This is a genomic window from Leucobacter sp. PH1c (assembly GCF_000633415.1).
GTDB lineage: Bacteria > Actinomycetota > Actinomycetes > Actinomycetales > Microbacteriaceae > Leucobacter.
Genome location: NZ_AYMV01000021.1, coordinates 23,996 through 35,860, shown reverse-complemented (window position 1 = coordinate 35,860; position 11,865 = coordinate 23,996). Strand labels below are relative to the sequence as shown.

The 11,865-nt window shown below is 69.4% G+C and carries 13 protein-coding genes; 2 read left to right on the top strand and 11 right to left on the bottom strand.

The genetic code is table 11. The features are described from left to right. Positions 1–23: 23 nt before the first annotated feature. From atpA to prmC, 9 genes are all read right to left on the bottom strand, one after another. The gene (gene atpA, locus U874_RS0107725) at positions 24–1,649 is read right to left on the bottom strand and encodes a F0F1 ATP synthase subunit alpha (protein ID WP_025133966.1); all 1,626 of its coding nucleotides are present in this window, start codon (positions 1,647–1,649) and stop codon (positions 24–26) included. A gap of 56 nt (positions 1,650–1,705) precedes the next feature. Continuing rightward, positions 1,706–2,482, bottom strand: coding sequence for a F0F1 ATP synthase subunit delta (locus U874_RS0107720; protein WP_025133965.1), 777 nt, complete (start codon positions 2,480–2,482; stop codon positions 1,706–1,708). Beyond that, positions 2,482–3,027, bottom strand: coding sequence for a F0F1 ATP synthase subunit B (locus U874_RS0107715; protein ID WP_025133964.1), 546 nt, complete (start codon positions 3,025–3,027; stop codon positions 2,482–2,484). Before U874_RS0107715 ends, U874_RS0107720 begins: the two co-directional genes overlap by 1 nt. 37 nt (positions 3,028–3,064) lie before the next feature. After that, positions 3,065–3,289: an ATP synthase F0 subunit C gene (atpE, locus tag U874_RS0107710; protein WP_025133963.1), complete on the bottom strand. Its 225-nt coding sequence runs from the start codon at positions 3,287–3,289 to the stop codon at positions 3,065–3,067. A gap of 53 nt (positions 3,290–3,342) precedes the next feature. After that, complete coding sequence (gene atpB, locus U874_RS0107705; protein WP_025133962.1) at positions 3,343–4,146, bottom strand: F0F1 ATP synthase subunit A; 804 nt, start codon at positions 4,144–4,146, stop codon at positions 3,343–3,345. A 220-nt stretch (positions 4,147–4,366) separates the two neighbouring features. Further along, positions 4,367–4,867, bottom strand: coding sequence for a hypothetical protein (locus U874_RS0107700; RefSeq protein ID WP_025133961.1), 501 nt, complete (start codon positions 4,865–4,867; stop codon positions 4,367–4,369). Then, positions 4,864–6,069 carry an MraY family glycosyltransferase gene (locus U874_RS0107695; RefSeq protein WP_025133960.1) on the bottom strand — a complete coding sequence of 402 codons (1,206 nt, stop codon included), beginning with the start codon at positions 6,067–6,069 and terminating at the stop codon, positions 4,864–4,866. The genes U874_RS0107700 and U874_RS0107695 overlap by 4 nt, the downstream gene beginning before the upstream one ends. Position 6,070: 1 nt before the next feature. Then, a complete protein-coding gene (locus U874_RS0107690; protein ID WP_025133959.1) occupies positions 6,071–6,736 on the bottom strand; it encodes an L-threonylcarbamoyladenylate synthase in 666 nt (221 codons plus the stop codon). Positions 6,737–6,794: 58 nt separating this feature from the next. Then, the gene (gene prmC, locus U874_RS0107685; RefSeq protein ID WP_025133958.1) at positions 6,795–7,682 is read right to left on the bottom strand and encodes a peptide chain release factor N(5)-glutamine methyltransferase; all 888 of its coding nucleotides are present in this window, start codon (positions 7,680–7,682) and stop codon (positions 6,795–6,797) included. A gap of 156 nt (positions 7,683–7,838) precedes the next feature. Between prmC and cysK the strand changes: the two genes are divergently transcribed. After that, positions 7,839–8,774 carry a cysteine synthase A gene (gene cysK / locus U874_RS0107680; RefSeq protein ID WP_025133957.1) on the top strand — a complete coding sequence of 312 codons (936 nt, stop codon included), beginning with the start codon at positions 7,839–7,841 and terminating at the stop codon, positions 8,772–8,774. A gap of 144 nt (positions 8,775–8,918) precedes the next feature. Next, positions 8,919–9,488 carry a serine O-acetyltransferase EpsC gene (gene epsC / locus U874_RS0107675; protein ID WP_025133956.1) on the top strand — a complete coding sequence of 190 codons (570 nt, stop codon included), beginning with the start codon at positions 8,919–8,921 and terminating at the stop codon, positions 9,486–9,488. 72 nt (positions 9,489–9,560) lie between these two features. Here the strand turns inward: epsC and U874_RS0107670 are convergent, their stop codons facing one another. Continuing rightward, positions 9,561–10,952, bottom strand: coding sequence for a nitrate/nitrite transporter (locus U874_RS0107670; protein ID WP_025133955.1), 1,392 nt, complete (start codon positions 10,950–10,952; stop codon positions 9,561–9,563). Positions 10,953–11,281: 329 nt separating this feature from the next. Next, positions 11,282–11,824, bottom strand: a complete 543-nt coding sequence (locus U874_RS0107665; RefSeq protein ID WP_025133954.1) for a GNAT family N-acetyltransferase — start codon at positions 11,822–11,824, stop codon at positions 11,282–11,284. Between the last annotated feature and the right edge of the window lie 41 nt (positions 11,825–11,865).

Here is an 11,865-nt window from a genome sequence, read left to right as displayed (position 1 = left end):
GAACGCCCCCACCGGTCAGCGCACTACTTCTTGACGACCAGCTGCTCCTGCTTGATCTCGGCCTCGTCGAGCTGATCGAACTGCTCGTTCAGGCTCTTGCCGGCAGAGGTGCGGAACTCGCTCTTGAACTTCTCGATCTGCGCGGTGATCTCGGCGACGGTTGCGTCGTCGAGCACGTTGGTCGAGCGGAGCGTGGTGAGCGCCTCCGAGTTGCGGCCCAGGAAGTCGAGGAACTCGCGCTCGAAGCGGAGGATGTCCTCGACCGGCACCTCATCGAGGAAGCCGTTCGTGCCGGCCCAGATCGAGACGGTCTGCTCCTCGACGGGGTACGGCGTGTACTGCGGCTGCTTCAGGAGCTCGGTGAGGCGTGCGCCACGCTCGAGCTGCTTGCGGCTGGCCGCGTCGAGGTCGGATGCGAACATCGCGAACGCCTCGAGCGCACGGTACTGGGCGAGCTCGAGCTTGAGCGTGCCGGAGACCTTCTTGATCGACTTCACCTGCGCATCGCCACCGACGCGGGACACCGAGATGCCCACGTCGACTGCGGGACGCTGGTTGGCGTTGAACAGATCCGACTGAAGGAAGATCTGGCCGTCGGTGATCGAGATCACGTTCGTCGGGATGTACGCCGAGACGTCGTTCGCCTTGGTCTCGATGATCGGGAGACCGGTCATCGAGCCCGCGCCGAGCTCGTCGGAGAGCTTCGCGCAACGCTCCAGCAGGCGGGAGTGCAGGTAGAAGACGTCGCCCGGGTAGGCCTCGCGCCCCGGCGGGCGGCGGAGGAGCAGCGACACGGCGCGGTAGGCCTCAGCCTGCTTCGACAGATCGTCGAAGATGATGAGGACGTGCTTGCCGTCGTACATCCAGTGCTGGCCAATGGCCGAGCCCGTGTACGGAGCGAGGTACTTGAAGCCGGCCGGATCCGAGGCGGGCGAAGCGACGATGGTGGTGTACTCCATCGCGCCGGCCTCCTCGAGCGCGCCCTTCACCGAAGCGATGGTCGAGCCCTTCTGGCCGATGGCGACGTAGATGCAGCGAACCTGCTTCGTGGTGTCGCCCGACTCCCAGTTGGCCTTCTGGTTGATGATCGTGTCGATCGCGATGGCCGTCTTACCGGTCTGGCGGTCGCCGATGATGAGCTGGCGCTGGCCGCGGCCGACGGGGATCATGGCGTCGATCGCCTTGATGCCGGTCTGGAGCGGCTCGTGCACCGACTTACGCTGCATCACGCCGGGGGCCTGGAGCTCGAGGGCACGACGGCCCTCGACGCCGGCGATCTCGCCGAGGCCATCGATCGGCTTGCCGAGGGGATCGACCACGCGGCCGAGGTAGCCCTCGCCCACGGGAACCGAGAGCACCTCGCCGGTGCGGGTGACGGGCTGGCCCTCTGCGATGTCGGTGAACTCACCGAGCACCACGACGCCGATCTCGTCTTCCTCGAGGTTCTGGGCGAGGCCCAGGGTGCCGTCCGCGAAGCGGACCAGCTCGTTCGCCATCACGCCGGGGAGACCCGCGATGTGGGCGATGCCGTCAGCGGCGTCCACAACGGTGCCGACCTCGGTCTTGCCCGCCTGGGTCGGCTCGTACGACGCTGCGAAGTCTTTCAGCGCATTCCGGATCTCGTCCGGGCTGATGGAGAGTTCTGCCATTTCGTTTCCTCTGTCTGTTCCGGAAGCGCCGCCCCCGGGAGTAAAAAGTAGGTGCTCTACGCTGCGAGCTGCTGACGCAGCTCGTCGAGGCGTGCGCGGACGCTGCCGTCGATGATGTCGTCGGCGATCTGGATCCGGATGCCGCCGACGAGGGCCGGGTCGATCACCGTGGTGACCTTCACCGGACGGCCAGCGGTCTGCTCGAGCGCTCGCGCGAGACGCGCTTCCTGCTCGGGCTTCAGCGGGACCGCGACGGTGACCGTTGCGAGCTCGGTGCCCGCCTGATCAGCGGCGACGCGCGCACCGGTGCGGAGCATCGTGTCGAGACGACGCCCACGCGAGTTCGCGACGAAGGAGCTGACCACCTGGAGCGACGAGGCCGAGACCTTGCCGTTCAGGAGGCTCTTGACGAGCGCGACCTTGCCAGCGGGATCCGCGAGCTTGCTGCCCAGGTTGAGCTGCAGCTCGTGGCTCCCCGCGACGAGGTCCGCGACTGCGAGCAGCTCGTCGGACAGCGCGGCGTTCGAGACGCTCTCTGCGCGCAGACCGAGCTCCTCGACGCCGTCGACGAACTCCTCCGTGGTGGACCAACGGCCCTGGGCGGCTGCGGACAGCACCGAGCGCGCGCCCGCGGAGAACCCGCCGAAGAGCCGCTCAACGACCTGGGCCTTGGCCTCGGCCGGGGCTGCGGCGTCGCCGAGGGCCGCGGCGAGAGCCGGGTTCTCAGCGAGACGGCTCGCGGCCTGGAGCAGCTCGGCGCCGGCGCTCTGGGCGAGACGCCCAGTGATCGCGGTCCGGGCCTGAGCCAGTGCTTCGCGTGACGCGCTGCCCATTACTGAGCCGCCTTCTCGGACGCTTCGAGATCAGCGAGGAAGCGGTCCACGAGAGCGGACGCCTTCTGATCGTCGGTGAGCGACTCGCCGACGACGCTCGAGGCGAGGTCGATGGCGAGCGAGCCGACGTCCTTGCGGAGCGAGACGACGGCGCTCTGGCGCTCTGCCTCGATCTGCACCTGCGCTGCGTGGGTGATGCGCGCCTGCTCGGCGGTCGCATCCTCCTGAGCCTTCGCGACGATCTTCGAGGCATCCGCACGGGCGGCCTCTCGGATCTCGCCGGCTTCCTGGCGGGCGCTTGCGAGCTGCGCGGTGTACTCCTGCAGAGCCGCCTCCGCCTTCGCCTGAGCCTCGTCGGCCTTGGCGATGTTGCCCTCAATCGCTTCGGCGCGGGCATCAAGCATGACCTGCACCTTCGGGAGGAAGACCTTCCAGAAAGCGATGAGGATGATGATGAACGCGATCGCCGACCAGACGATGTCGTAGGTCGCCGGGAGCAGCGGGTTGGGCGCGCTCTCTGCAGCGATCTGCACTGCGGAATTCATCGTGCCTCCCTTTCGAGACTAGGGAAAGGTGGACGGGTTACGCGAAGATGAAGTAGGTGGCAACACCGATGAGCGCGAGCATCTCGGTGAAGGCGATACCGATCCACATCATGCCCTGGAGCTTGCCCGCGAGCTCAGGCTGGCGAGCGGTGCTCTCGATGGTCTTGCCGACGACGATGGCCACACCGATGGCCGGGCCGATCGCAGCGAGGCCGTAGCCGACGGTTGCAATGTTGCCCGAGATTTCAGCGAGAACAGACACAGTATGTGTTTCCTTCCGTATATGAGCGCGGCGGGAGCCGAACCCAGGGGTTTTTAGTGCTCTTCAGCCAGCGCGAGCTGGATGTACAGAGCGGTGAGCAGAGTGAAGACGTAGGCCTGCAGGCCGGACACGAACACCTCGAAGAGGGTGAACGCGAAGCCGAAGGCGAAGGTGCCGGCACCGAGCAGCGGGAAGAGCCCGCCGGCCTGGGTGACGAAGAAGTTCGTCGCGGCGAAGAGCAGCACGAGGATCATGTGACCGACGAGCATGTTCATGAGGAGTCGCAGCGCGAGGGTGACGGGCCGCATCACGAAGGTCGAGAGGAACTCGACGGGCGTGACGAGGAGGTACATCACCTTGGGGACGCCCGCGGGGAAGAGCGAGTTCTTGAGGAACTTGCCCGGGTGCTTCTTGAGGCCCGCGTAGATGAACGCGATGTAGGCGACCACGGCCATGAAGATCGGGAAGCCGACCACCGAGGAGGCCGCGATGTTGAAGCCGGGGATGACGCCCGTGATATTGAAGGCGAAGACCAGGAAGAAGATGGTCATCAGCAGGGGCGCGAAGCGGCGGCCCTCCTTCACCCCGAGCTGCTCCTCGATCACGTTCTTGCGGACGAAGTCCAGCGCGAACTCGAGGACACCCTGGCCGCGGCCGGGGATCACGCGCAGATTGCGGGTGCCGAGCCAGAACAGCAGCAGCAGGACGAGCACCATGATCACGCGGATGATCATGATTCGGTTCATCTCGAACGGCGTGCCTTCAAAGAGCAACGCCGCCGGGAAGAAGTCGTCGAGGGTCGGGCCGTGGAAGCCGTCCTCTGCAGTGCGGACAAGTCCGGGGGCAACGAGGTGCATAGCGTTAGCGAACAGCGCCATTCTCCTGATTCGGGGTGCGGCATGGCCGCACGGCTTCGAACGATGGTCGTGCCCCCGGCGCCAGCGGGCACTCAGAAGCACCGCAGCCCGGCAGGGAACGAATTTATCCTAACAACATTTCACCCCGAGCGAAACTCGGGGCCCGGCCTGGCGGGGGAAATCTCGTCGATTTCCGCGATCCGCGCGGCCATCTGGGGTGCTAGGGGGTGTCCGCGACGTACGGAACGCGCGCGCGGGCCACGATGATCACGTCGATGACGATCGAGGCGAGCACCGTCGCGACGAGCGAAATGAAGAGGATCTTCGGATCCAGCCAGGGCTGATCCCGGAGCAGGAGCGCCGCGACGACGAAGCCGATGAGCTTCACCACCCAAGCGCCCAGCACGATGCTGAAGAAGATCTGCAGGTACATCGGGCTCCGCACGAAGCGGTTCGCGAAGGCGATGCTCCCCACCGTGATGAGCAGCAGCACGCCGCCGATCGCGGCGCCGATGAGTCCGCCGGCGAGGCCCCGTCCCGCGCTGACCGCAAAACCGATCCCCGCGAACGCCGCCATGGCGACGACCGTCGTGATGATGCCCCAGCGCACGCCGCGCAGCAGCATCGGCTGCGAGGTCGGCATCGGGTACTCCTCAGCCGCTCCCCCGCTCGCTTCCTGGTTCGGGGTCCGCGGCGATTCGGGCATCGCGGGAGTGCTCACTCGGAGGTCCTTTCGTTGGCGGGGCCTCCGGTCGCGGCGGTCGCGTCCGGGGCGTCGACGGGGGCGCCCCGTCCGATCAACGGTACCAAGCCGCGCTGCTCGAGTGCTGCACGCACCCGCTTCGCGGGGAAGAGCAGGAGGAGCGCCGTCGCCGCGGTGCCGAGCACGAGCACGATCCCGGGCACGAGGAGCGTCTGCATCGTGAAGGCGAGGAGCAGCGCGGTCGAGAGCACGGCCGTGCCGAGGTAGAAGATGCACACGGCTTGCACGGGCGAGTGGCCCATGTCGAGCAGGCGGTGGTGCAGGTGCAGGCGATCGGCTTCGAAGGGGCTCTTCCCGGCCTTCATGCGCCGCAGCACCGCGAGCGTGAAGTCGGCGAGCGGGAGCACGAGCACCGCGACGGGGAGGAGGATCGGGATGTAGCTCGCGAGGACGAGCTTGACGTCGAGCGCCGCGGGGTTCAGCTGCCCCGTGACCGACACGGTTGAGGTCGCCATAAGCAGCCCAACGAGGAGCGCGCCCGTGTCACCCATGAACATCTTGGCGCGGTGCCAGTTGAAGGGCAGGAAGCCGAGGCAGATGCCCACGAGAACGGCCGCGATGAGGCTCGCGAGCGTCACCGAGTCCACGCGCCCGATCTGATCGTTCAGGATGCGCGTGTAGAGGAAGAAGAGCGAGTTCGCGATGAGTGCGACACCGGCGACGAGGCCGTCGAGGCCGTCGACGAAGTTCACGGCGTTCATCACGAGCGCCATGAGGAAGACCGTGAGCGTGAAGTTGACCGCGGGCGAGCCGACGATCAGCGCGTCGCCAAACGGCAGCGAGATGATCTGCACCCCGTTCCAGGCGAGCAGCCCGGCCGCGGCGAGCTGCGCGGCGAGCTTGATCATCCAGTCGAGATCGAGCAGGTCGTCGAGGATCCCGACGACCGCGATGATCGTGCACGCCCCGAGGATGGCCCACATCTTCGCACCCTCGGTGAACAGCGCGTGGAACTCCCGCTGCGTACTCGCGAGCGCGAAGGCCGCGAGCACGCCGATGAACATGGCCACGCCGCCGAGCCGCGGGGTCGGCGTGCGGTGCACGTCACGCGCGCGCACCTCGGGCGCGAGGCGGAAGCGTCGGCTCAGCCGCAGCACCGCGTAGGACGCGGCGCCCGTGACGAGCGCCGCGACCGCGACGACCACGAGGTAGGGCAGCACGTCAGTCCTCGATGGTGACCTGGGGCAGCAGCTCCGCGAGGGCCTCGCGGGTCACGCCGCCCTGGCGGAGGATCCGGATCGAGCCGCCCTCCTCCGTGAGCCGCGTGGCGTCGATGATCGTGGAGGCGGCGCCGTCGCCGTCGGCCTGACCGGCCTCCAGGTAGACGGCGACGCTATCGCCGAGCATCTCCTGCGCGGCGGCGGCCGTCTGGGCCGCGGGCTCCCCCGTCTTGTTCGCCGACGACACGGCGAGCGGCCCCGTCTCCTGCAGCAGTTCGAGCGCGAGCGGGTGGTTCGGGATCCGCAGCGCGACCGTGCCGCGCGTCTCCCCCAGGTCCCAGCTGAGCGACGGGTTGGCGTGGGTGATGATCGTGAGCGGGCCGGGCCAGAAGGCCTCCGCGAGCGCCGTGAGCGGGGTCGATACCTCGGCGGCGAGAGCCGCGAGCGTGCTCGTGTTCGGGATGAGCACGGGCGGCGGGGACTGCCGACCGCGGCCCTTCGCGTCGAGCAGGCGCTGCACCGCCTCGGGCGAGAACGCATCGGCGGCCACGCCGTACACGGTGTCGGTGGGGAGCACGACGAGCGCGCCCTGCCCGATCGTTCGCCGAGCGGTGCGGGTGCCGCTGAGCAGCTGGGAGCTATCGGAGCAATCGAAGACCTCGGACATAGCGCCCGAGTCTACTCCTGCCCGCCTGGACGGGGCAGCTGGCGCGCCACTGCCGGCCTCAGCGGAGCGCGGTCGTCGTGCGATCCCGGCCGGTGAGATCCGGGTGGGTCGCTGCGGCGCGCCAGCCGTCGGCCGCGAGGAGCGCGCGGATCGCAGCCCCCTGCTGCTCGGCGTGCTCCAGCACGATGAGACCACCGGGCACGACGAGATCGAGCGCGGCCCGGCTGATCACCCGCACGACGTCGAGCCCGTCGGCGCCGCCGTAGAGGGCGAGCTCCGGATCGTGATCCCGCACCTCGGGATCGCGGGGCACCATGCCGGCGGGAACATAGGGCGGGTTGCAGACGAGCACGTGGACGCGGCCGGCGAGCCCCGCGAACTCCGGGATCCGCGCGAGCTCGGCGACATCGCCGCGTACGAGCTCCACGCGCCCGTCGCCCCACTCGGCCACGTTCCGCTCGGCCCACGCGTGCGCCTCGCGGCTCTTCTCGAGCGCCCAGACGCGCGCGCTCGGCACCTCGTGGGCGAGCGAGAGCGCGATCGCCCCGCTCCCCGTGCAGAGGTCGACCGCGATCGGCTCCGCGGCAGGCACCAGGTGGAGTGCGTCGATCGCGAACTGCACGACCGTCTCCGTCTCGGGTCGGGGCACGAACACTCCAGGGCCGACCGAGAGCTCGATGCCGCGGAACGGCGCGCGCCCCGTCAGGTGCTGGAGCGGCACGCGTCGCGCGCGCTCCTCTGCGAGCTCCGCCGCCCGCTCGCGCTGCTCCGCGGAGAGCGCTTCACGCAGCACTGCGAGCGCCTGCACGCGCCCGCGGGACACGCCCAGCACGTGGCCGAGGATGAGCTCGCTCTCGGCGTACGGATCCTCGATGCCCCCGGCCTCAAGCACCTCGCGGAGCTCCGCGAGCGCCGCACCGATCTCCCTGTTCTCCTGCTGCTGCACTCCCCTACCCTGCCACACCGCCGCGCAGCTCCGGCACGCGCACCGGAGCTGCGCGGGTCACACGACGTCACAGGCTATAACTCCCAGATACTTCTCCAATAAGGTGGAGCTATAGTTTTCGATGGCCGCACCCGACACCCCGGAGGACTCAGACCCATGGCACGGATCCACGACAACATCACGCAGGCGTTCGGCAACACCCCGCTCGTGCGCCTCAACCGGCTCACCGAGAACGCGGGCGCCGAGGTGTACGCGAAGCTCGAGTTCTACAACCCCGCCGGATCGGTGAAGGATCGCATCGGCATCGCGATCATCGACGCGGCCGAGCAGTCGGGCGCGCTGCAGCCCGGCGGCACGATCGTCGAGGGCACGAGCGGGAACACCGGCATCGCGCTCGCCTTCGTCGGCGCCGCACGCGGCTACCGCGTCATCCTCACGATGCCCGAGACGATGAGCGTCGAGCGCCGCAAGCTCCTCGCCGCCTACGGCGCAGAGATCGTGCTCACTGAGGGCCCCCTCGGCATGAAGGGCGCCGTCGCGAAGGCCGAGGAGATCGTCGCGAACACCCCGGGCGCGATCCTCGCGAACCAGTTCGGCAACCCCGCGAACCCCGCGATCCACCGCGCCACCACCGGCCCGGAGATCTGGAACGACACCGACGGCCAGGTCGACATCTTCGTCGCCGGCATCGGCACGGGCGGCACCATCACGGGCGCGGGCGGCTACCTCAAGGAGCAGAACCCCGAGGTGCGCGTCGTGGCCGTCGAGCCGATCGACTCCCCGCTCCTCACCGAGGGCACCGCCGGCCCCCACAAGATCCAGGGCCTCGGCGCGAACTTCGTGCCCGACATCCTCGACCGCGACGTGTACGACGAGGTGATCGACGTGGCGCTGCCGGACTCGATCGCCACCGCACGCGCGCTCGGCACCGACGAGGGAATCCTCGCGGGAATCTCGGGCGGCGCGGCCGTGTGGGCCGCCACGCAGGTCGCGGCGCGCCCCGAGAACGCCGGGAAGAAGATCGTCGTGATCATCCCCGACTTCGGCGAGCGCTACTTCTCCACGGTCCTCTACGAGGATCTCGCGGTCTAGTCACGCCGGGGCCGCGCACCGCGGCCGAGCGCACGCGGCGCAGGCCGCACCACACCCACCAGCGGGCCCGGGCATAGAACCCCCGGGCCCGCTGTTGCACCCGGTGACCGTCACATCAGCACCAGCACAGGAGGATCCCGAAGCGTGAGCATCTTCTCCCGCATGCGCGAGGACATCGACGCGGCGCGCGCCCACGATCCGGCCGCTCGCGGCCGCGCCGAGGTCTTCTTCATCTACTCGGGGCTCCACGCCGTCTGGTGGCACCGCGTGTCGCACGCGCTCTGGACGCGCGGCATGCGCTTCCTCCCCCGCGCGCTCTCGCAGCTGACGCGCTTCGTCACCGGGATCGAGATCCACCCCGGCGCCACGATCGGGCGCCGCCTCTTCATCGACCACGGCATGGGCGTCGTGATCGGCGAGACCGCCGAGGTCGGCGACGACGTGCTCATCTATCACGGGGTCACCCTCGGCGGCACCGGCCACGGCACGGGCAAGCGCCACCCCACCGTCGGCGACCGCGCGGTGCTCGGCGCCGGGGCGAAGCTGCTCGGCGCGATCGAGATCGGTGCCGACTCGGCCGTGGGCGCCAACGCCGTCGTGGTCCGATCGGCCCCCGAGTGGACCACGCTCACCGGCATCCCGGCGCAGGGTCGGCCGCGGCGCGGCGCGCCGATCGCAGAGAAGCCCGATATGGCCGACTTCTACGTGATCTAGCGGGGTCGGTCGGGCACGGCGCGGCGTGCGCGGCTCAGCGCGCGGGGCTCGGCGCGGCGCAGCGTGCGCGGCTCAGCGCAGGCGGCGGCCGTTCTCGCGCATCCAGCGCGCCGTGCGCCGCTGCTCTACGACGATCATCACGAGCCCGAGCGCCCAGAACGGGACCTGCACGGCGAACGCCACCCGGAAGGCGCCGAGCGAGTAGTTCTCCGGAGATCCGGCACCCTGCAGATCGAGCACGAGACCGATCAGCAGGATCACGAGCAGCGACGCCGTGAAGCCCGCCGTGTTCACGAGCCCCGTAGCGAAGCCGGACAGGCTGCGCGGCGTGTGCGAGCGCGCCACCTCGAAGGCGATCATCGACGCGGGACCGCCGAGCGGCATGATCACGAGCAGCACGACGAGCAGCCACATCGGCGGCGTGCCGGGCCACAGCAGGACGGCGCACCAGGATCCCGCGATCCCGAGCGAGATGCCGAGGTTCACCCAGACGCGCCGCTCCAGGAAGCGCGAGCTGATGGGCCCGAGCACGAGCCCCGCGAGCATCGACGACACCACCATGAGGCTGAGCAGGCCGCCAGCCGCGGGCTGCGAGAGGCCCACCCCGCCCACGAGGAACGGGGTGCCCCAGAGCAGCAGGAAGACGTTCATCGCAAACGGCGAGGTGAAGTGCACCCAGTAGGCCAGCCGCACGCCGGGGAGCCGCAGGAGGCGCCGCGCCTGCGTCCAGAACTTCAGCCCGCGCATGCGGGGCTCCTTGATGACCGGCAGCATCTCCGTGCTCGGCGGCGCCATCTCGACGGCACCACCCTGATGCAGCCCGCCGAGGCCGCGGGCCGTGCGCGTGATCCGGCCGTGGCGGCCGATGAGACGCTCCGCGAACGTGCCCTGCCCCGGCTTGTTCCGCAGCACGAGCGCGGCGAGGAGCGCCGAGAGCAGCCCCACGGCGGCGAGGCCGAGGAAGCCCGTCATCCAGCCGGCGACGCTCACGAGGAGCGCGAGCGGGGCGACCGACACGAGCTGGCCCGCCTGCCCGATGAGGCCGGTGAGCTGGCTCACGGTCGGCAGCTGCCTGGGGGCGAACCACTCGGGGAGGATCCGCATCACGCTGATGAAGGTACACGCGTCCCCGGCGCCCACGAGCACGCGGGCGAGGATCGCGAGACTCACCTCGGAGACCGTCGCCATGAGCGCCTGGCCCACGACCATGAGGAGCGAGCCGATGAGGAGCATCGACGTGGCGCCGATGCGGTCGAGGAGCACGCCCACCGGGATCTGGAGGCCCGCGTAGACGATGAGCTGGATCATGGGGAACAGCGCGAGCGTGGTCGCGTCGATGCCGAAGTGATCCTGCGCGGCGGGGCCGAGCGCCGAGAGCGACGAACGGTTGATGATGGCCACCGCGTAGAGCAGGGCGGCCATCCCCCACACCACCCAGGGAAGGAGTGGTCGGGCGGCGCGCATGCCCCCATGCTACTCCTGCGCTCGGCCGCTCGGCCGAGCGCCGCACCCGGCTGTTCGCGCGGCTCGCGCCGGGGGCGGGTGACGGGCGGGTGAGGGTGTGTGGGGGCGGGCCTCCCGCCCGCTGCCCGCTCACCTCAGCCGTCGAAACCTCGGAGAAATCAGAAATCTCGGACCGAAACAGCCAAAAGGATCCGAGATCTCAGATTTCTCCGAGAAAAGAGAGGGGCGGGCGGGGAGAAAACAGGGGTGGGCAGCGAGACAGCGAGCATGACCCAGAAGGACCCAGAAGCAAACGGGCGAAGCCCGAGCGCGCAGCGGCGCGCCTCGAACTAGGCGGCGCGCGGGGGCAGCGGCGGGCCGTCCGGGAAGTCGCTGCGCGTGAGGTCGAGGAACAGCGCGTCCTCGAGGTGGCCGCCGGGGCGCACCTGATAGTCGCGGAGCACGCCGATGGGCCGGAAGCCCAGGCGCTCGTAGCTGCGGATCGCGCCGTCGTTGTTCACGTTCGGGTCGAGAGTGATGCGAGTGATCCCGTCGGCGAACTCGGCGCGGATCGCGAGCGCGAGCGCCTCCTCCCCGATCCGGCGGCCACGGAAGCGCGTACCGATGAAGAGGTGCATCACCGTCGTGGGGTACTCCGCGTCGGGGCCGCGGAGCACGTACATCGCGCCGGCGCACTCGCCATCGACCTCGATGATGCGCACGTTCGCATTGTCATCGATGAACTCCGCCTGCACGCGCTCGGGCGTGTAGCCCACCCACCAGAACGACACCTCGGGCTCGTCGAGGATCGCGGTGAGCGGGGCGAGGTCGTCAGCGCGCGAGGCGCGGAGCGTAACCAGGGGGCCGGTGATGGGCAGTGCGGTGTCAGTCATGGCATCAGCGTAACGCGGGGAACGGCGTTCCGAGCAGACCA

Excerpts from the sequence above, each read along its gene's own strand:
- cysK (WP_025133957.1), top strand. The coding sequence starts at position 7,839 with ATGGCACGGATCCACGACAACATCACGCAGGCGTTCGGCAACACCCCG.
- U874_RS0107665 (WP_025133954.1), bottom strand. The coding sequence starts at position 11,824 with ATGACTGACACCGCACTGCCCATCACCGGCCCCCTGGTTACGCTCCGC.
- U874_RS0107690 (WP_025133959.1), bottom strand. The coding sequence starts at position 6,736 with ATGTCCGAGGTCTTCGATTGCTCCGATAGCTCCCAGCTGCTCAGCGGC.
- U874_RS0107715 (WP_025133964.1), bottom strand. The coding sequence starts at position 3,027 with ATGAATTCCGCAGTGCAGATCGCTGCAGAGAGCGCGCCCAACCCGCTG.
- U874_RS0107670 (WP_025133955.1), bottom strand. The coding sequence starts at position 10,952 with ATGCGCGCCGCCCGACCACTCCTTCCCTGGGTGGTGTGGGGGATGGCC.
- atpA (WP_025133966.1), bottom strand. The coding sequence starts at position 1,649 with ATGGCAGAACTCTCCATCAGCCCGGACGAGATCCGGAATGCGCTGAAA.
- atpB (WP_025133962.1), bottom strand. The coding sequence starts at position 4,146 with ATGCACCTCGTTGCCCCCGGACTTGTCCGCACTGCAGAGGACGGCTTC.
- U874_RS0107720 (WP_025133965.1), bottom strand. The coding sequence starts at position 2,482 with ATGGGCAGCGCGTCACGCGAAGCACTGGCTCAGGCCCGGACCGCGATC.